The 18,797-nt window shown below is 40.3% G+C and carries 16 protein-coding genes; 9 read left to right on the forward strand and 7 right to left on the reverse strand.

Annotated features, from left to right (window positions below):
• Window positions 1-214 precede the first annotated feature (214 nt).
• On the reverse strand, window positions 215-1,714 hold the full coding sequence (locus VB693_RS23570) for an MBOAT family protein (protein WP_323268378.1): 1,500 nt from the start codon (window positions 1,712-1,714) through the stop codon (window positions 215-217).
• Between the two features lie 49 nt (window positions 1,715-1,763).
• Entirely contained in the window at window positions 1,764-4,757 is a 2,994-nt protein-coding gene (locus VB693_RS23575) for a DUF1574 family protein (RefSeq protein ID WP_323268379.1), read from the reverse strand.
• Window positions 4,758-5,209: 452 nt separating this feature from the next.
• On the opposite strand from VB693_RS23575, the gene VB693_RS23580 reads away from it, so the two are divergent.
• The 6 genes from VB693_RS23580 to VB693_RS23605 all read left to right on the forward strand — a co-directional run bounded on the left by VB693_RS23580 (window position 5,210) and on the right by VB693_RS23605 (window position 11,452).
• Complete coding sequence (locus tag VB693_RS23580) at window positions 5,210-5,449, forward strand: hypothetical protein (protein WP_190706962.1); 240 nt, start codon at window positions 5,210-5,212, stop codon at window positions 5,447-5,449.
• A gap of 253 nt (window positions 5,450-5,702) precedes the next feature.
• The gene (gene ppc / locus VB693_RS23585) at window positions 5,703-8,780 is read left to right on the forward strand and encodes a phosphoenolpyruvate carboxylase (RefSeq protein ID WP_323268380.1); all 3,078 of its coding nucleotides are present in this window, start codon (window positions 5,703-5,705) and stop codon (window positions 8,778-8,780) included.
• A gap of 97 nt (window positions 8,781-8,877) precedes the next feature.
• A complete protein-coding gene (locus VB693_RS23590; RefSeq protein WP_323268381.1) occupies window positions 8,878-9,132 on the forward strand; it encodes a hypothetical protein in 255 nt (84 codons plus the stop codon).
• 98 nt (window positions 9,133-9,230) lie between these two features.
• A complete protein-coding gene (locus VB693_RS23595; protein WP_323268382.1) occupies window positions 9,231-9,851 on the forward strand; it encodes a hypothetical protein in 621 nt (206 codons plus the stop codon).
• 136 nt (window positions 9,852-9,987) lie between these two features.
• Window positions 9,988-10,293, forward strand: coding sequence for a DUF4090 family protein (locus VB693_RS23600; RefSeq protein ID WP_323268383.1), 306 nt, complete (start codon window positions 9,988-9,990; stop codon window positions 10,291-10,293).
• 304 nt (window positions 10,294-10,597) lie between these two features.
• On the forward strand, window positions 10,598-11,452 hold the full coding sequence (locus tag VB693_RS23605) for an SDR family NAD(P)-dependent oxidoreductase (RefSeq protein ID WP_323268384.1): 855 nt from the start codon (window positions 10,598-10,600) through the stop codon (window positions 11,450-11,452).
• A gap of 109 nt (window positions 11,453-11,561) precedes the next feature.
• Here VB693_RS23605 and VB693_RS23610 read toward each other — a convergent pair whose 3' ends face one another.
• Together VB693_RS23610 and VB693_RS23615 are read right to left on the reverse strand one after the other, a co-directional pair.
• Window positions 11,562-13,136 carry a protein kinase domain-containing protein gene (locus VB693_RS23610; RefSeq protein ID WP_323268385.1) on the reverse strand — a complete coding sequence of 525 codons (1,575 nt, stop codon included), beginning with the start codon at window positions 13,134-13,136 and terminating at the stop codon, window positions 11,562-11,564.
• A 217-nt stretch (window positions 13,137-13,353) separates the two neighbouring features.
• A complete protein-coding gene (locus tag VB693_RS23615) occupies window positions 13,354-14,766 on the reverse strand; it encodes a DUF3370 domain-containing protein (protein ID WP_323268386.1) in 1,413 nt (470 codons plus the stop codon).
• Window positions 14,767-14,994: 228 nt separating this feature from the next.
• Between VB693_RS23615 and VB693_RS23620 the strand changes: the two genes are divergently transcribed.
• Both VB693_RS23620 and VB693_RS23625 read left to right on the forward strand, forming a co-directional pair.
• Window positions 14,995-15,381, forward strand: a complete 387-nt coding sequence (locus tag VB693_RS23620) for a hypothetical protein (RefSeq protein WP_323268387.1) — start codon at window positions 14,995-14,997, stop codon at window positions 15,379-15,381.
• Window positions 15,381-15,713, forward strand: coding sequence for a hypothetical protein (locus VB693_RS23625; protein ID WP_190706996.1), 333 nt, complete (start codon window positions 15,381-15,383; stop codon window positions 15,711-15,713). The genes VB693_RS23620 and VB693_RS23625 overlap by 1 nt, the downstream gene beginning before the upstream one ends.
• 15 nt (window positions 15,714-15,728) lie before the next feature.
• Here VB693_RS23625 and VB693_RS23630 read toward each other — a convergent pair whose 3' ends face one another.
• The 3 genes from VB693_RS23630 to VB693_RS23640 all read right to left on the reverse strand — a co-directional run bounded on the left by VB693_RS23630 (window position 15,729) and on the right by VB693_RS23640 (window position 17,717).
• Window positions 15,729-16,160, reverse strand: a complete 432-nt coding sequence (locus VB693_RS23630) for an NUDIX hydrolase (RefSeq protein WP_190706999.1) — start codon at window positions 16,158-16,160, stop codon at window positions 15,729-15,731.
• A 9-nt stretch (window positions 16,161-16,169) separates the two neighbouring features.
• A complete protein-coding gene (locus tag VB693_RS23635; RefSeq protein ID WP_190707002.1) occupies window positions 16,170-16,622 on the reverse strand; it encodes a DUF3531 family protein in 453 nt (150 codons plus the stop codon).
• Between the two features lie 165 nt (window positions 16,623-16,787).
• On the reverse strand, window positions 16,788-17,717 hold the full coding sequence (locus VB693_RS23640; RefSeq protein WP_323268388.1) for a Sll0314/Alr1548 family TPR repeat-containing protein: 930 nt from the start codon (window positions 17,715-17,717) through the stop codon (window positions 16,788-16,790).
• Window positions 17,718-18,039: 322 nt separating this feature from the next.
• Here VB693_RS23640 and VB693_RS23645 point away from each other — a divergent pair, with 322 nt between their 5' ends.
• Complete coding sequence (locus VB693_RS23645; RefSeq protein ID WP_323268389.1) at window positions 18,040-18,714, forward strand: energy-coupling factor ABC transporter ATP-binding protein; 675 nt, start codon at window positions 18,040-18,042, stop codon at window positions 18,712-18,714.
• Window positions 18,715-18,797 lie beyond the last annotated feature (83 nt).

Below are 18,797 nucleotides of genomic sequence, written 5' to 3' on the forward strand. Positions count from 1 at the left end.
GGTTTTTATGATTGAGGCGTGTAATATTTTCGCCTGCTCATAAACTTTACATCTATTCACGTTATTTTATTGATTGAATTTCTTATGTATTGGTTAATTAATAATTAATTTTAATTATATAAAGAGGCTGGTTAAGGTATTCTTTGTGTCTCTGTGTTAACAGGGAATTTTTTAACCACGGAGACACGGAGGCACAGAGAAGATAGTAAGGGAATTAGAAATCGAAGTAGATGTAAGGAAGGCTACCTTCAGGGGCGAGCAACCAAACAGCATAGAAGCAAAGTGGTACAAATACTAGTTTAAGCGGCCAACTCAGATCCAGTTTGAGTTTGCCTTTGAAGGCATAATTTATGCTCATGAAAGCTGCTAACAAGCCCATCATCCAGGCAATTTGGTAGGGGCTGGTGTTGAGGGCTTCGACATAAACTTTTTGATAAAATTGGGCATCAGCAGTATGACCCCACAGGTGCTGAAATACCAAAGTAGATTGTTGCGGGTTAGGTAGACGAAACCAAATCCAAGAGGTGAAGACCATCAGTTGGGTTAAAAACCAAGCTATGAGTATGCCTACAGGATTTTGCCAGAATTGCTCTATTTTTTCATAGCGATCGCTCATTTCATCTGTCAGTCGATGCACTACTAAGGCTAATCCGTGATAAATACCCCAAATGATAAAGCCCCACAATGAACCGTGCCAAATCCCAGCAATTAACATGACAATAAATAAGTTCCCACAGGTGCGAGTTAAACCTTGACGAGAACCACCCAAGGAAAAATAAACATAATTACGCAGCCAGTCACCCAGAGTCATGTGCCAACGCCGCCAAAATTCTGCAATACTGGTGCTGAAATAGGGAAAATCAAAGTTTTCTGGGAGCATCAACCCAAACAGTAAAGCACTACCACGGGCAATATCTACATACCCACTGAAATCTAAATACAATTGCAACCCATAGGCTATGGTAGCTAGCCATAAATCATTACTACCAGCCCGTTGCAGATTACCAAAACATAAATCAACAAAAATGCCTAGATTGTCTGCTAAGATACCCTTTTTCACAGCACCTCTAGCAATCAACCATAGAGCTTGTGCTACTTTATCAGTACCAGGGAATTCCAGAGAGCTAAATTGATTTGCTAAATTGTGATAGCGGGTAATTGGCCCAGAAATTAATTTAGCAAAAAACAATTTGTATGTTGCAAATTTGAGAAATTGATTACTAGCAGGCGCACCACGATACACATCTACTAAATAAGCAATGCACTCAAAGGTAAAAAACGATATTCCCAAAGGTGCGATGATTTTAAAAGGTGTATCTGATGCACTAATTGGCGCATCAAAAATTAATTTTACCAACCAAGTTATATATTTAAATCCTAATAATATTGAGACATTTAAACCTATTCCCAGCCATAATAACTTTAGTCTGCGGCGATTCCAATCCATGTGGGCAAATTGCCATTCTTCATTAGAAATCTGCCAATCTAGACTATGTTGTCCCGGTGACGTATTTTTCCCAATTTCTCGCCCTAACTGAAAGTTAATAAAAGTTAGTGCTAATAGGAGAGGTAAATATTGAATATTTAAAGATGCGTAGAAAAAAAGGCTGGCAATCAATAAAGCCCATAGGCGCAATTTTGGCAGTTCCAAAGACCAATAAATAACCAATACACTCAGCAAAAACAGTCCATAAAGAATAGATATAAAGTTCATATTTTAGTCATTATTCATTAGTTTCTCTTCCCTGTCACCTGTCACCTGTCTACTTCACTGGCCAAGGAATCATCGGATCAATGGCTAGTTTTTTCGAGACTTCGTAACCACCAAACCGATTAAGGTGGCTGGGATCGGAAAAGTATTCATTGGCCTTTGGCCAAACTTGACTTAAATCTCTATAAATAAAGTTGGGATTAGTCGCTAATTGCAACATATATATTTGAAATTCTTGTTCATGTTGGCGGCGAAATTGATCTAAATATTCGGAGGTGAGAGGGAGATTAATAAAGACTAAAGGAATATTTCGAGATTGTGTAAATTGCAAAACATCTTGGAAAGCTGCATCTTGTTCTGCTCCTAGTTGGAAGTCTTTATAATCGTTATCGTATTTTCCGGCAACTTTAGGATGTTTTTGATAGTATCTATTAGGATTAAACCTTACAGACAAGGGTAGGAAACCATCAAAGTCAACTGCTTGTGTCAAGGTACTTTCATCTTCAGCATTATCGGTGTTTAATTGAGTGGGTGATGAAGGTTTTGCAGATTCACTAAATATTGGCAGAGATTCCAGTTGTTTGTGGAATAAAGTTTGAATTTGGTCGCGGTGTTGATAGCTAGTGGAAACACCACCAAGAACCTGATTTAACCACTTATTAATAACTTGATAGTTGTTTATCTCCTGTTGGGGTGTTGTTTTAGTATCTTTAGAGGAATTAGCTTGATTTTTTGAGACTTCATCGCTGTCACCAGATATTTGTGCCTGTTTTAGCACATATTCATAACCTGGAGAAGTGGCGATCGCTTTAAATGTTAAGTCATCACGACCACTATTAAAAGCACGAGAACCATCAGCCCACAAAATTAATTTTGGTAGTTCCGATGGCTGTAACACCTGACGAATTACAAAGTCTACAACTTGGGAGGTTGCGCCGTTAATGCCAAAATTAAATACGTCAACATTGGGATAACCTTGACGGGTTAAGGCTTTTGACAACGCGACTGGATCAATTCCCCGCAACGCACGAGAAGAACCAATAATTAAGACATCGGCAGGTTTGCCGTTTTTGGCAATGCGCTGTCTGTATAAGGCTAATTGCTCATCTAATTGCCTAATATTAAAGCTGGGCATGGAAGACCGCGCTGCCAATAAAATAGCTGTGGCGTTGGCTTTATCTTTTAAAGGTGCGGCTCTTAAATCTCTGGGCTGATCGTCTTCTTGAGTAAACCCAGACCCATTAAAGGCTGTATTTTGTGGCTGAGAATTAGTAGTAAAAAATGCTGTTCTTTCGTTTTGATTGTCTCTGGGACTTGCAGATGATTTTGGCTCAGAGGATGATGATGAAATATTGTTAACTTCTGGTGAACTCGGTATGGTGCGAGTCACGATGTAACCCAAGACCCAATCGGTTTGTAGGGTGAGCAATAAACCTAAAGTACCCCAGACTAAGGCAACTTTCACACCTTGAGCATCAGGAATTTGGTTAGCTGACTGATCGCTTTCTGTGAATAACTGGGTATTCAAAAGCCATTGTTTGACTGTGGTAGTTGCAGTTGCTACCCAATCCCGCGCGACTTCGGTGACGAAACTTTGAACTTCTTCTGTAGTTAAGTCAGGACGCAAAATGGGTTCGTCGTCGTCTTGGGTAATTAATTCACTGACATAATCAGCAGTAGCCGCAAATTCTGGGGTAGCCTCTGGAACTAATCGTTGACGCTGGGCTAAATCTACACCATGATGCCAAAAAGGTTCTTTATTACCAGCACGTCTACCATAAACCCGCACTCCAGCAATCCCAGGAATTTTTAATTGGCGAATAAACTGGGTAACTCTGGGGGCTACTTGTTTACGGCTGGGACAAATAGGTGCATCACACATGATGTGAAATAAATCATCTTTCCGCAACAGTAGCACCCGCAAACCGCCTGTTTTTAACTTGCGATCCAAATTGGGATTAAGTAAGCGTTCTAGCAAGAAAATAATTGCTGGTTCATCACCTTCAGCCGCCAATTCTAAAGCTGGAGTAGCCAAAGCAGGATATTCTTTAGCTGGTAAAGTCAGCCAATCAATCCAGTCGGGTTGCTTATCTTCATTGGTTTTCTGTCCGTAAACCGTGGCGGCGAGGATACCTTGAGGCGCGATCGCATCTAATTGCTGTGATATTTTTTCTATACATACTGCTTTCTCTGGTGTGGGGGAGTCAGCAAGCGGTAAACAAAAGATATGTAAGGTAGATTCTTGTAGAGAAACCTGGACAGTAACTTTTAATTCTGATAATACTGCTGTCAATAGACGAGCGATCGCTTGTACATCACCCCACCGCGCCCATTCTTTGAGCATTACTTCCGGCGGTGTTAAGTCAATCCGCAACCGCCAATCATGCCTTGTCTCACCACTAATTTGGGAAACAATCACTGCATCTTTGTAGCCAGTTAGCTTTAATTGCCTTAATTGATGGGCTACTGGTTCGGCTAGTAGTGAAGGATCGGGATTATAGCTTGACTGGCAAAATACCCATAGACGATTAGATACAGCTTGACTATCATCGCTGGCTTCAATCTGCTTAACTTTTACCTGTACCGCCACACCCATAGCACTCAGAGTTTCGCTGAGATAGCGGGCTATGGCGTTGGGATCTCCCCGCCGTGCCAAACTTTCATTAGAAATAATTAACGCGCCCCCAGGGGCTTTAGCCGCATCTTCTAACAGGGCTTTTTCTACCTGTTCTAGATGACGTTCTAGTTGATTTAAGTAAACTTTGTGACACCACTGGGGACGATATTCCCCCTTCTTTCGCCCGTAGACGAATACTTGGTATATTGATGGTTGTTCGTGGCTGGTTAAGACATCTAAATCTGTTTGTTGGAGTGCATGAAGCAAGTCAGATAGAGTCCGCCAGCGTTGAGGACACTCTGAACCTTCACACAAAATATGAAGGTCATTTCCCCGTAATCGGACTTTCACCCCTAAAGTGTTAATCCCTGTTGCTTGGCTTACCCACTGCAATAAGGATTGCTGGCTATCTAATACTAATGTTTTCATGGGCAGTTAACTCTGAAGGAACACAGGTGACAGGTGATAGGGGACAGGTGATAGGGGACAGGTGATAGGGGACGGGTCTACACGTAGTATCATTTACCCGGTGGGAAGCAAGCTATAGTCGGGGTTTAAATCCGCGACTCTTTGCGTAGCGTATTGTAGGCAAAATGTCTTGAATTTTAAATTTTGAATTTTGTAGGCGCAAGCCTTGCCGTTCGCGTAGCGTCTCCTACAGGAGAAGGCTATGAGAGAATTTTGAATTGTTAACGGGGGGTATTGCCTGGACTTGTAAACTAGAACCATAGGTCTATCACATTTTAGATTTTTTTGTTAACAGTTTTGTTACCGTCTGAGCTTGCCAAGTGAGACAGAATAGTCTTATAAGGTTGCAAGTCATACAGATTTTGAGTTTTGCGTTTTATTTTACTCGTTGGCCAATCACTAAGAACAAAGCAATGCCTCCTATTACCCAACAGTCCACAAATGAATCAGGATTGGATTTAGTTCTGTTTAGCATTCCCCAATCTCTCCTCTTACAAATAGGTTCAGCATCTATACTAATGCTGCTTACCACCGGGAAAATATCAGCAAAAGCCCTAGAATCTATAGGGCAAGCCAGTGAAGAATTGTTTCGCGGCGATCGCCTGCCTATTCTTCCCTTCCCCGATGCAACAGAATTAGATAATCACAGTTAAAAAATATACTTACCAAAAACTGCTCAATCGAATGTCAACAAAATCATGATTCAAAACCAGCAAAAGCTTCCTAGGTAAGACTTTTGACTTTTGACTTTTGAACGTCAGTTGCTTTAAGTCGGCAGAGCCGACGACACTTGCTACAACGAGGGAAACCCATGCAAAGCAGTGTCTCCCCAACGCACTGACTCCTTTTGACTTCCGCGTAGCGGCACACCGTTAAACAGCAATCGGCTTTACGAGAGAAGCAAATATGAGTTCTGTTTTATACTCTTTATCTGAATCTGCCAATCTATATCCCACCTCAGAATTATTTTTGCGTCATCGCCTCCAAATAGTGGAAGAATTGTGGGAGTCCGTACTCCGACAAGAATGTGGGCAAAATATGGTGGATCTGTTGCGGCAGTTGCGTGACTTATGTTCACCAGAAGGACAAGCGACAAAAGACCAAGCCATTTCTGCTGTCAAGTTGATTGAACAGTTAAATATTAACGAAGCAATTCGGGCAGCGCGGGGTTTTGCTTTGTATTTTCAGCTGATTAACATCATAGAGCAGGAATACGAACAAAGGCAGCAATTAACTCGCTATTCTGAAGCCGAACAAGAACTAGCCCATCAAGAAAATTCTCACAATATTAACTATTCCTCTAACCAAAATGAAGATGATGTCATTTTCAATGGTTCAGGCGGAATGGACTGGCTAACTAAAAATGGTTCTTCCAGAGAACAAAACAGACAAAAAGGCACATTCGCCGCCCTGTTTCCCCTATTACACAAGTTGAATGTCCCACCTCAACAGATTCAACGCTTAATTTCTCATTTGGATGTGCGGTTGGTATTTACAGCCCACCCGACAGAAATTGTCCGCCACACCATTCGGGATAAACAACGGCAAGTCGTCAAATTACTACAACAACTGGATGCCGTAGAAAACCGGAAGAGCAATGGCGGTGGCTATCCTTGGGAAGCTGGAGAAATCCGCGAAAAATTAATGGAAGAAATTCGCCTCTGGTGGCGAACTGATGAACTGCACCAGTTTAAACCGACGGTGTTAGATGAGGTAGATTATGCCTTGCACTACTTCCAAGAAGTCTTATTTGATGGTATCCCCCAACTGTACAAACGCTTCAAGTACGCTTTGGGGAAAACATTTCCTTGGTTAGAACCACCCAGTACAGATTTTTGTTCCTTTGGTTCTTGGGTAGGTTCAGATAGGGATGGAAATCCATCTGTCACCCCGGAAGTTACCTGGCAAACAGCCTGCTATCAGCGCAAAATGGTGCTGGAGAGATATATCAAGTCAGTCACACAATTGATTGAATTACTCAGTATCTCCATGCACTGGAGCGATGTTTTACCAGATTTGCTGGAATCGTTGGAGTTAGATCAATCCCAATTAAGTGACGTTTACGACGCATTGGCTTTAAGATATCGCCAAGAACCCTATCGTCTCAAACTATCTTATGTTCTGAAGCGGCTGGAAAATACCCGCGATCGCAATTTATCTTTGTACAAGGGCGAAACTCCCACCAACGAAGATAGCCCCATGTACCGTTCAGGTACAGATTTCTTGATAGAACTGCGGATGATTCAGCGCAATTTGACGGAAACTGGCTTAAGTTGCCGAGAACTGGATAATCTCATCTGTCAAGTCGAAATTTTTGACTTTAATCTCACCCAGCTAGACATCCGCCAAGAATCCTCCAGACATTCGGATGCTTTAAACGAGATTCTCGAATACCTGCAACTGTTACCCCAATCTTATAATGACCTCTCAGAAGAACAGCGCGTTGAGTGGTTAACTAGTGAACTGCAAACCCGTCGTCCATTAATATCGTCAGAATTACCATTTTCTGACAAGACTAATGATGTCATTAAAACCTTCCGGGTAGTGCGATCGCTACAACAAGAATTTGGGATTAGTATCTGCAAAACTTACATTATCAGTATGTGTCGTCAAGTCAGCGACGTACTAGAAGTTTTGCTATTAGCCAAAGAAGCCAGATTATTTGACCCGGCGATCGCAGTCGGCACAATTCAAGTTGTACCATTGTTTGAAACAGTCGAAGACTTACAACGCTCTTGCAGCGTCATGCGTCAATTGTTTGAATTACCGTTATATCGTGCCTTATTAGCTGGTGGGTATGAAAGTGCTGAGTTAAAAGTAACGAGTGCTGAGTCAACAAACAACTCACAACTTAGCACTCAGCACGCCTTACTCACCCTTGACTTACAAGAAGTCATGCTGGGGTATTCTGACAGCAACAAAGATTCTGGCTTCTTAAGTAGTAACTGGGAAATTCACAAAGCCCAAAAATCCTTGCAGAAAATCGCCGAAGCATACGGTTTACATCTGCGAATTTTCCACGGGCGTGGAGGTTCTGTAGGAAGGGGAGGCGGCCCAGCCCATGAAGCGATTTTGGCGCAACCAGGGCATAGTATCAATGGCCGCATCAAGATTACTGAACAAGGGGAAGTATTGGCTTCCAAATACTCCTTGCTGGACTTGGCTTTATACAACCTCGAAACCATTACTACAGCAGTAATTCAAGCCAGCCTGCTACGTACAGGGTTTGATGATATCGAACCTTGGAATGAAATAATGGAGGAATTGGCAGCGCGATCGCGGCAGCATTATCGTGGTTTAATCTACGAACAGCCAGATTTTATTGACTTCTTCCACCAAGTCACCCCCATTGAAGAAATCAGCCAGCTACAGATTAGTTCCCGCCCCGCACGCCGTCCCTCTGGTAAAAAAGATTTAAGCAGTCTCCGCGCCATCCCTTGGGTATTTAGCTGGACACAAACCCGCGTTTTGCTCCCTTCTTGGTACGGCGTAGGTACAGCTTTACAAGAATTTTTAGGTGCAGAACCAGAAGAACACCTGAAATTACTCCGCTACTTTTACGTTAAGTGGCCGTTCTTCAAAATGGTCATTTCCAAAGCCGAAATGACTCTAGCAAAAGTAGATATGCAAATGGCGCATCACTACGTCCAGGAGTTATCTAACCCTGAAGACAAACCCCGATTTGAGAAGGTGTTTGAGCAAATCGCCAGTGAATTCTATCTCACTAGGGATTTAGTTCTTCAAATCACTGATCATAGTCGGTTGTTAGATGGTGATCCTGTACTGCAACGTTCTGTACAATTACGTAACGGTACAATTGTTCCCCTTGGTTTTATCCAAGTTTCTCTCCTCAAACGTCTGCGCCAGTCAAAAAATATTGCCACCTCTGGCGTAATTCATTCACGTTACAGTAAAGGTGAGTTACTCAGAGGCGCACTATTAACCATTAACGGTATCGCTGCGGGAATGAGAAATACAGGTTGAAAAGTTATGAGTGCTGAGTTGGGAGTGCTGAGTTTTATAAACAGTCAATAGTCAAAAGCCATTACTGTTGACTATTGACGCTAATGACTAATAAGTAATGACTAAAAATCCAATTTTAATTTGTACCTTTTTAGCACTAACATCAGGATTTTTTGGCAGTTATATTGGCGGACAAATCACTTTGATGCTCCATAGCCAAAAGTGTCAAAATCAGTCTTGGGGATTACAACAAATATGCCAAGTTTGGATAGCACCCGGCGCAACATGGAAAGGTAGTACAACCGGCATTTGGACAGGGACAATATTAGGTGCTTTTACTGGTGGTTTGATAATACGAGAAAATCGTTATTAGTCGATAGCTATCTATTAATGATTAGTTAAATTCATGTGGCTAAAATTACATAGGTGTCAGCCTTCTCACAAAGTATTACAAATTACGAATTATTCCTCATGGCATATAGTGATTTTATGTTAGCTACAATGAAAGAAAATTTTACGCTGATCATTGATGAAAAGCGCAATCTTTTTAAAGAAGTAGTTCCTGTCAAAGCCTCAGTCACTTTAACAACACTTTTACACGAATATATTCAATTGGCAACGGCTATAAATACAGAAAAAGCCCGTTCGGAATTATTAATTATGCAAGTTCTAGCAGAAGCTAGACGACAATTAAGCTGCCAAATTGCTCTATTCTCTGGAACAAATTTTGATGTCGATCACAAGCGTGGATTAAATGGAATTTGTAATTTCATTCTTTGTGATTCAGAAGAACAGTTTTATATTAAAGCTCCTGTAGTTACGGTTGTTGTAGCCAAAAATGAAGACATTAAAAGTGGTTTAGGACAATGTATCGCCACAATGGTGGGAGCGCAAGTTTTTAATCAAAATACACAACAAGAAGTCAATGAAATATACGGGGTTATTACTACTGGAACTAACTGGCGTTTTTTAATTTTAGAAAATCATCAACTATATATTGATATTGTTGAATACTACATTAATGATATTGAAAAAATTTTAGGAATTTTGTTAAACCCTTTTCAATCTACTTTGCTATACACGAATCAATAACTAGGGTGTTATGACTCCTTCATTATTGTACAGAAACAATATGATTACCTAATACCCAGTCCCCAATCCTTAATCCCCTATCCCCAAGATCAGCATGACTGGTAAGATATACCTAGAACTTTAAGAAAAAACTACCATGACTGCTGACACTAACCAAGTAAATGCTACTACTAAGGGTGCTGATGCTATTGATGAAGCGATCACCAAAGGTATCGATTTTGATGGTACACCCATTCCAGTTGCAAAGTTAGACCTTTACACCAAAGTCATGGCATTAGAAGCCAACAGACAACGCAGTGGTGTATCTAATACTATGCGATCGCGCATCATCCGCATTGGGGCAAAACATATCCCCCAACCAGAACTTGATCAATTACTCATAGAAGCAGGCTTTGCACCCCTAAAAGAGAAAGACATTGCCTTTTTCTACGGCGGTAAGTAATTTTGAGCGTAGGCGTAGCCTACGCTCATTTCTACGAGTAATCGCAATGCTAAGTAGTCACAAAAAATTAACTTTATTAGTCAAAACAAGGAACAATAAATCTCTTTCCTTTAGTAGATGAATAAAATATTCTAAAAACATAAAGCAAAAGGAAATATAGGACTTATAAAAAATGTTTTGCCAGGATGATATAACTTAATATAATTTTAGATTTGAACTAATAAATATGACATATAAGTAGCAAATTTGTCATTTGTTATTAGCAAGTAATTTTATAGTTAATCTCAGAGATTGGATAACATAAATGCTTGCAAAAAATCAAAGTACAGTAGTGATTACAGGCGCATCAACAGGGATTGGTGAAGCCTGCGCTTTGCATTTAGACAAATTAGGATTTTGTGTCTTTGCTGGCGTGCGTAAAGATTCTGATGCTCAAAAACTTCAACAGAAAGCCACTCAAAGACTTATTCCTATTTTTTTAGATGTTACTGATGCTGATTCGATTGCATTTGCAGTTGAGACAGTCAAAAATACAGTCGGTGATGGAATTTTCGGTTTAGTAAATAACGCTGGAATCGCCGTTCCCGGCCCATTAGAATTATTACCAATTGCAGACTTTGAACAACAAATGCAAGTGAATGTCACTGGCCAACTAGCCGTCACACAAGCATTTCTTGGTTTATTGCGCCAAAGTCGAGGACGAATTGTCAATATGGGTTCTATTAGCGGTAGAAGTGCTGCGCCCTTTCTTGGTGCTTACAATGCTTCCAAATTTGCACTTGAAGCACTCACTGATGTGATGCGTATGGAGTTACAACCTTGGGGAATTTCAGTTTCCATTATTGAACCAGGTGCGATCGCTACTCCCATTTGGGAAAAGTCTTTCACTCAAGCTGATACAGCAAAGCAAAATTTATCACCATCTGCCCTAAATCTCTACGGTCATGCGTTGACGGCTGTCCGTAAACAAGTAGGAATTCTGGCATCTAAGAGCATTTCATCGGATATTGTAGCTGAGGCTGTTATTCATGCACTCACAGCAAAAAAACCAAAGACACGCTATCTCATCGGTCAAGACGCGAAAATAGGAGCATTCCTCAAGTATCTTTTGCCTGATAGACTGTACGACCGTGTGATTTTATATTCAATGGGTTTATAGATAATTTGCGATCGCACATAGGGCGGCTAATTTCTTGTTCTGAGCTTAAGGATTGCAATTCGCCTGCGATATTTTACCAGGGAGGGGCAATCGCGCCGCTCTCACTAATTTATGGTTTTACAGTAGGTTGTTTCATCAACCAAACCAGCACCCCACCTGTAATCATTACAAGACCTGCAAAACCCAGAAAAAGATTCACTAATAGCCCTGAATCAAAACCACCAGGAAACAACCGAATACTAAATAAGACCACACCACCCACAGCATTCGCTACAATCCACCAACTAGAGTGAGAGATTTGCCGCCTCATTCCTAACCATTGCATCAGTCCGAGTGAAGTACCCCACAAAATACCAAATAACGCATTCATTAACGAACCCCACTCAATCGCAAAAATGAGTAAGGAAAAATCAATACGATACAAAATTACCAAATTCCCTAAAACAACCCCTATAAGTATGCCTAAAGCTGTTAACAAAACCCACCATTTACAGGAAAACAACCGCCTCAGTACTAACCATTGCATACTGCCCAACAGCATACTGCCACACAAAATACCAAATAAGGCGGTTGTGTCATTTACATAATAACTTCCTATGAAATTTATCAAAACTGACCATACAAAACACGTCACAGTATTTGCTAACACCCATTGCAGCCACAAGCCCCATCCAACTGGTTTAGCTTGGGTTGATGTTGAAGTTGTTACTTGTGACTGGGGTGGATTTACTGGCTGAGTTGGTGCAACTCTAGGGGGATTTGTTCTCCTAGTAACCTTTGGTGGATTCAAAGCTTGTTCAATCTCTGCTAACCTTTGCAAAATCACTTGCGTATTTGCAGGACGTTGCTTAGGTTTATGTGCCATCATCTCGTCTAGCAAATCTACCAACAGTGGCGATATATGTAGTGCATGACTACGCCAAGCTATCTCATCATTGTGAGCATCATAAATAGCTGAATCCAGAGGATATTTACCTGTTAACAAATATATAAATGTCCGCCCCAGAGCAAAAAAATCTGATTGGGGTACAGCTTGACTATTCATTTGTTCAACTGGTGTGTAACCTGCTGACGATATCATTGTTACGCCACCTTGTTGATTGACAACGGTTGCTGTGACTTGTCGCGCCGTCCCGAAGTCAATCAGTGTTAGTTCACCAGTTGATCTCAGCATAATATTAGGTGGCTTGATATCCCGATGGAAGAAGTTTTGACTATGTACATCCTCTAAAATAATGACTAATTCCTTGAGCCATTGCATAGCCAAATCTTGATCAATGGGACGTAACTCACGCTTGTGCATATATTGCTCTAAGTCCATCCCCACAATCTTTTCCATCACCAGACAATGAACTGGATTTTGGCTATTTCTCGGAAAATAGACAAAGTACCCATCACTCTCAACTTGGGGAATACCAGGATTATCTAGTTGACTTAAAACTTCTGCTTCTTGCTGAAATAAATCAACTGCCTTTTGCTGGGTGTTAATCAGGACTTTGATAACTTTGGGGGTGTTACTACGCACTTCATTAACTTCAAAAGTCAAGCCAAAACCACCACCACCCAACTGACGCATTACCCGGTAACGTCCTTTTAGTAACAGTTCTGAGCCACAAGTTTGACAAAATAGCTCATCATCACGATTTTGAGGTTGCGTACAACTAGGATTTATGCAGAGGCTCATGGCATCAGCCGGTAAAAGTTTTATCTAGAAGTTTACCAGTGTTAATATATGTTTGACATAAAGTTAAGCACAAGAAGTCAGTGCTTTAACGGAAGAAACCCACCCAACACTGTTAAATCTGGTGTAGGGTGCGTCAGATATCAAAAATGTCTTTATTGACAGCATTTAAGCCGTCTGACGCACCCTAATAATATGCCAGTTGCATAAGTCCTGATTTTCACAAAGTTCTTACAGTCAAAACCTGCGGTGGTGTAGAATCTGGGGGATAAATCACATCTACCTGCACATTACGTCTAGTTGCAGGTGGCATAACGAACTGTACTAATGGTTCTAAAACTTGACCAGTTCTATGCCAAAGATGAACATAACGCGTTTGTTGTTTCCCTTGGTCATCAAAATAACTCAGCTTTACCGTACCTCTAAAAAACGGAAAATCTAACGATGGTTTCCGAAAACGCACGCCACCTTGCGATAATTTATCTTCCTTCAAAGGTGTTTCTAAAGTAACTGTCACCTTTTGAGTTTGATTGGTATTATTTTTCAAGGGCAGACTGAGATTATATTCCACGCCATAATTACCATGCGCTTCATACGCGGTATCAGGATAACGTACCAACATTTTGGCGGTTTGGTTTTGTTCAGTACCCAAGCGACCACCCCGCAGAGTCACTAAGGGGTAAGAAATCCCTTTACCACCTTGAGGGATTGTGAGAGTCGTGGCTTGAGGATTATCCACTAAGTTCGCTTTCCATTGTGAACCTTGAGAAACACCAGCCACCCGGCCATAAATTAACGCCCCGCTAGTAGCATTAGGAGGAGAGGGAGTTTTATCTCTTGGCCCAGCGAAGTTACCGTTATTGAGTAAAGCTTGCCATTCAGCCTGAGTTGGCGCACGGTCTGAACCATTAGCATTTTTCTTGGCAAACATCGCCATACTAGCCGTGTAAACTTTGCCATTACTCCGCAGGCGCATAAAGCTAGACCGACCATTGACAGGTCTTTCTAAATTCCGCACCGGGATAGGATGATTGATTAACATTCGGCTTTGTCCTGGTGGAATGACTAGTTTTGCTGGAAATTCAGCCTGTCGCACCCCCCGCAGTACATCAGCCACAGCCCTAGCCCCTGGCCCGGAGTATACTTTACCATCATTATTTTCTCGGTAAGGGGGTAAGGTGACAAAGGGTGCATCCTGCATCAAATAACTGGCTGCTTGTAATACGCCAATCGTTACAGGTTTTTTACTAGGGTTCTGGATAATTACCCCTATGTATAGGGTTTGTAAATCTTTGGGGGTGTGAGTATAGTGGTGAGCAAATAAATCAAACCGTCCCTGAAAAGGAAAATTGAGGTGGGCGGCTGGGTTTTTTTTGTTATTTGCGGGGAAAGTAGACAGTAAAATACCCTCAGTTTTAACCCATTCTGGGCTATTGCTGTTAAATACAGGGATATTATCTAATTTGCCAGGTAAAGGTCGTATTTCTCCAGGTTGGACGATGATTTGAGGTTCTGGCTTGGGTGAACTTTGAGCAACAGCTGAATTACTTTTATGATTAGTACATCCAGCAGTTGGAGTCAGAGTCAGCCCTAATAAAATTATGAATAAAGGTGATACTAATTTAGTTGACATAAGAAATTGAGTGCTAGAGAAAATTTATGCTAAATACAAGTTCATTTAAGCTAATTTCTGAAAGTGATCGCTATATTTATGTAATATTTAACTTAGTAAATGGAGCTATAATTATGAATCTATTTATATTATTTGTTTTTATATAAAAATAGTTAGAATAGTTTCAAGCTATCTAGATGTACGTTAAATTTGAAATAAGTTTAGTATTTCAGGTCTGAAATCAATTAAATGGAAATACTTATTGAATCGACAAAAGATTTTGAGCAGGATTTAGATAGGTTTAAAAATAAAGAAAAATTTAAAATTATTAAGAAATTAAATCGATACGTTGAAATTCTCTCAAAGAACAAAAAATTATTAGAAAACCAGGCTTTTAAACTCAAAGAAATTAAGCTTAGTGATGATTATGATTCTTCGCTCTACGCCTTAATTATTGATAAAGATATCAGATTAATTCTAACTATTGATGATGACCCAATTTTTAACACTACAGTAATTACATTATTCAGGGTTGTTAATACTGAAGATGCTGCAATTGCATACGCTGCAATCGCAGAGTCTCTCTACCAAGATTTTAGCATCAAACATCAAGAAATTGAGGTTAGTCCTAGCTAATGCCACGGATTAAACCACTTCTAGATGAGCATGGTATTATCCATGAAGCTATGGAGATTTTACCGGATAATCTCAAAATAGATTTTCTAGAAGCTTTGGCTGAACTGGAAGATAATGAATGTCATAGAACCAGAACTTTTCCCAAGACAAGACTTCGTAAAGTCAAAGGTATTAAGCAGGCAATATACCGTGCTGATATCGATAAATTATCTGGATGGCGTATTCATTTGCAATATATTGATGGGAAAATTCATTTAAATGATATTATTGAAGGTCAGCGTCATGATGATGTAATTGAAGTGATTAAATCTAAAAAGCATAGATATGATTAGTGTTATAAATTCTATTTATAAATAATTAAAAAATTCCTCTGGAACTAATCTAAGTTCACTAGATTGAAAGCGGGCAATATCTATCCACAATGCGGTATGCTGATGATGCTCAGATTCAGAAAATACTAAACTTTCTAATTGGTAAAATTTAGAATCAGCAAAATCACATTGATAAAGTTGAATAACTTCATGTCCTTTGCGACCATTGTATATAAATATATTTTCTATACAACCTAAGTAGCGAATATTAGTTAAATCTGCCTGAATCTCTTCTTGGAATTCTCGTTTTAAAGCTTCTATACTAGTTTCACCAAAGTCAACACCGCCACCCAAAGCGCGGTAAAATTTTGATTGTTTCACAGGGTCATAACCTTCAGAGACAAAAATTCGTTTTTCATCCTGAATTAGCCCCAAGGCTATCACCCGGATTTCATTGTGTTTACCCATTGTCCTTAATTAATTATCGTAAATAGAGTAAGTACGACTATCACTATCTTCGACAGGCCAATCTTCGTTTTCGCCGCCAATATACAAGGCTTCGATGGTGACATATTCTTGACTGATTTGGGTGAGAGCATTGATTAAAATATCTAAAGCGATCGCATCGCTTGTTCCCAAGTCAAACCAACAACGTCCCCACTCTCCTTCATACTCAAATTCACCCATGTTGTGCATTAACGCCAGTAGGCTTTTGTCATAACCTTGGGTGTCATAGTCCATATAACTTAGATCCAGCCCTGTTTCCTGCACTTGCAGATTTTCAGCATTAAATCCACCTAACTTTCCTAAGTAAAACCAGGAATTAAATACTTCCTCTATATACTGTTTTTCACGTTGAGAAGGGACTGTACTAAATTTCAGCCAAATCCAAACATCAAATTGATTAACTTCACGAAATTGAATGTACATCTTGGTTATTAGGGAGTGGGGAGTTACTTCGACTGCGCTCAGTAACCAGGGGAGCGGGAGACAAGGGAAACAAGGAAGACACGGGAGGTAAAAGGCAAAAGAAAAGAATCTTTTTACTTTTTACTGCCCAATTCCCTATGCCCAAGTCTTAATCACCCACCTGAATTATTTATTTAAACTGTTTACAGCACTATTGCGTTCACGTTCGATTTGTTTTACCAAATCTCCGGGGAGTTGAGATTTTTTGGTTAAGGCTTTGTCAAAATTAGCGATCGCTTCTTTAATTAGTGGCTGGTTTTTGTCTTTTGTACCCTGTTCTTTGAGAATTTGGGCTTTTAGATAATACAACTCTGGGTTGTCTGCTGCAACTTTTATGGCGCGGTTGGCGTAATCTAAGGCTTGAGAGTATTGTTTTAAGTCACGATAAGCGATCGCAATCCCTCGATGAGCTAAATATTCAGGTGCTGCATTGGTTTCTAAACGTTCAATTGCTTCATCTGGGTTAGCAAAGGGTAAACTAACAGCCAGCATCAAATCCATATAACCCTTAACCAAGTTCAGTTCTGGGTCTTTAGGAGAAATCGCCTCAGCTTTATCTAGATGTTGATAAACTTGTCTGAGCCGAGTTAAGGCTTTGGGTGCGCCTTTGATTGTCCCTTCACGAGTAAGAATGACTGCTCCTGACAAAAATTGCCCGACAGCACTGTATATATTACCCCGTAATTCGTCAGTAGCAATCAATTTTTGCCCAGTTTCTAGAGTTTTTTGGCTGAAATTGTCTAGTCCTGCCAAATCCCCGTTAATGTATGCTAAAGATGCCTTCATCGCATAAGCTAGCGGTTCATTTGATTCGCTAGACACTGCTTGTTTGAGATAACGTTCTGCGGCTGGATAATCACCTTTGTAAAAAACTGCTTTAAACGCCGCTTCTGTGTTGTCGCCAATCTTACGTGGCTCACTAGTACGAAACGGATCACCAGCTAGAGTTGGACTTAGTGAAAGATTCAGTGCGATCGCCACACCAAAAGTCACCTGAGCTAGTCTAGTTAATTGGGAAAATCTTAGCATTTGAGGAGAAAAGAACTTTTTAGTCATTACTAGCCTCAGAAAAATTGCGGTTGAAATGGTTTTATATGTTACTTAAAATGCAGAAAAAAGGTAACTAAAAATCACCTCTGTTTAAGCCGTAATCATCTATATACTTAGACACAAGTAATTTTTCCAAGTTCCCATATTGGTTGTAGCTATTACTAATGACTGAATTTGTCAGAATGAGAAAATAAAGATAATTGTGACTGCTTGATTTGGAATTTTAATGAATAATACTCTATGAACCCTTACCGAATTTTCTAGTTGCTCTGGTTGTAGTTAATCTTAATTAGTGAGTTCTTCGCCAACTTTTTAGTAATCTTAACAAATGCTCTATCTCAGAAATCTAACTTATCATCCCACAGCTTGCCCAACAGCAATTCTTAAATCTGTTAATTTGGAATTACCACCCCAAAAGCTAGGTTTAATTATTGGCCCTAGTGGTTCTGGTAAAAGTACCTTACTGGAGATATTATCTGGGCTGGCTGAACCGACATCAGGTAATGTTTTTTGGCGAGAACAAGAACTTATTGCTGAACAGCTACAACAATTAGCTGGGTTAGTATTTCAGTTTCCAGAACGGCACTTTTGCGGGGGTACAATTTTAGAAGAATTACGTTTAGGGCATCCCGAACTAGGAACTGAACGCGTTAGGCAAGCATTAAGCGAAGTAGGATTAGAGCATTTATCCCTTTCCGCCGCACCTCATGCTTTAAGTGGAGGACAGCAACGCCGTTTAGCCTTAGCAGTGCAACTGATTCGCCAGCCAAACCTATTATTATTAGATGAACCGACAGCAGGCTTAGATTGGTCAATGCGTCGGCAATTAGTGAGTTTATTAGCAAAACTCAAACAAGATTGGACATTGTTAGTGGTAACACATGATGCCGGTGATATGCTAGCGATCGCAGATCGTTGCTGGACACTCAAACAGGGTGAACTAGAATCAGTAGACCCTGCAACACTTGAAGCTAAGGCAAAAGAAGCTCAAGCAGCAGTCTGAAATATGGGTATAGGGAGACAAAACAGACAAGGTAGATTATATCTTTTATACCCAAACCCCAATGCTCAATCCCTATTGACCTT

Source organism: Anabaena sp. UHCC 0399 (assembly GCF_034931465.1).
GTDB classification, from domain to species: Bacteria; Cyanobacteriota; Cyanobacteriia; order Cyanobacteriales; family Nostocaceae; genus Trichormus; species Trichormus minutissimus.

What these genes read in the sequence shown, in the direction of transcription:
- VB693_RS23570 (WP_323268378.1), bottom strand. Translation starts at nt 1,714, where the DNA reads ATGAACTTTATATCTATTCTTTATGGACTGTTTTTGCTGAGTGTATTG.
- VB693_RS23575 (WP_323268379.1), bottom strand. Translation starts at nt 4,757, where the DNA reads ATGAAAACATTAGTATTAGATAGCCAGCAATCCTTATTGCAGTGGGTA.
- VB693_RS23580 (WP_190706962.1), top strand. Translation starts at nt 5,210, where the DNA reads ATGCCTCCTATTACCCAACAGTCCACAAATGAATCAGGATTGGATTTA.
- ppc (WP_323268380.1), top strand. Translation starts at nt 5,703, where the DNA reads ATGAGTTCTGTTTTATACTCTTTATCTGAATCTGCCAATCTATATCCC.
- VB693_RS23590 (WP_323268381.1), top strand. Translation starts at nt 8,878, where the DNA reads ATGACTAAAAATCCAATTTTAATTTGTACCTTTTTAGCACTAACATCA.
- VB693_RS23595 (WP_323268382.1), top strand. Translation starts at nt 9,231, where the DNA reads ATGGCATATAGTGATTTTATGTTAGCTACAATGAAAGAAAATTTTACG.
- VB693_RS23600 (WP_323268383.1), top strand. Translation starts at nt 9,988, where the DNA reads ATGACTGCTGACACTAACCAAGTAAATGCTACTACTAAGGGTGCTGAT.
- VB693_RS23605 (WP_323268384.1), top strand. Translation starts at nt 10,598, where the DNA reads ATGCTTGCAAAAAATCAAAGTACAGTAGTGATTACAGGCGCATCAACA.
- VB693_RS23610 (WP_323268385.1), bottom strand. Translation starts at nt 13,136, where the DNA reads ATGAGCCTCTGCATAAATCCTAGTTGTACGCAACCTCAAAATCGTGAT.
- VB693_RS23615 (WP_323268386.1), bottom strand. Translation starts at nt 14,766, where the DNA reads ATGTCAACTAAATTAGTATCACCTTTATTCATAATTTTATTAGGGCTG.
- VB693_RS23620 (WP_323268387.1), top strand. Translation starts at nt 14,995, where the DNA reads ATGGAAATACTTATTGAATCGACAAAAGATTTTGAGCAGGATTTAGAT.
- VB693_RS23625 (WP_190706996.1), top strand. Translation starts at nt 15,381, where the DNA reads ATGCCACGGATTAAACCACTTCTAGATGAGCATGGTATTATCCATGAA.
- VB693_RS23630 (WP_190706999.1), bottom strand. Translation starts at nt 16,160, where the DNA reads ATGGGTAAACACAATGAAATCCGGGTGATAGCCTTGGGGCTAATTCAG.
- VB693_RS23635 (WP_190707002.1), bottom strand. Translation starts at nt 16,622, where the DNA reads ATGTACATTCAATTTCGTGAAGTTAATCAATTTGATGTTTGGATTTGG.
- VB693_RS23640 (WP_323268388.1), bottom strand. Translation starts at nt 17,717, where the DNA reads ATGACTAAAAAGTTCTTTTCTCCTCAAATGCTAAGATTTTCCCAATTA.
- VB693_RS23645 (WP_323268389.1), top strand. Translation starts at nt 18,040, where the DNA reads ATGCTCTATCTCAGAAATCTAACTTATCATCCCACAGCTTGCCCAACA.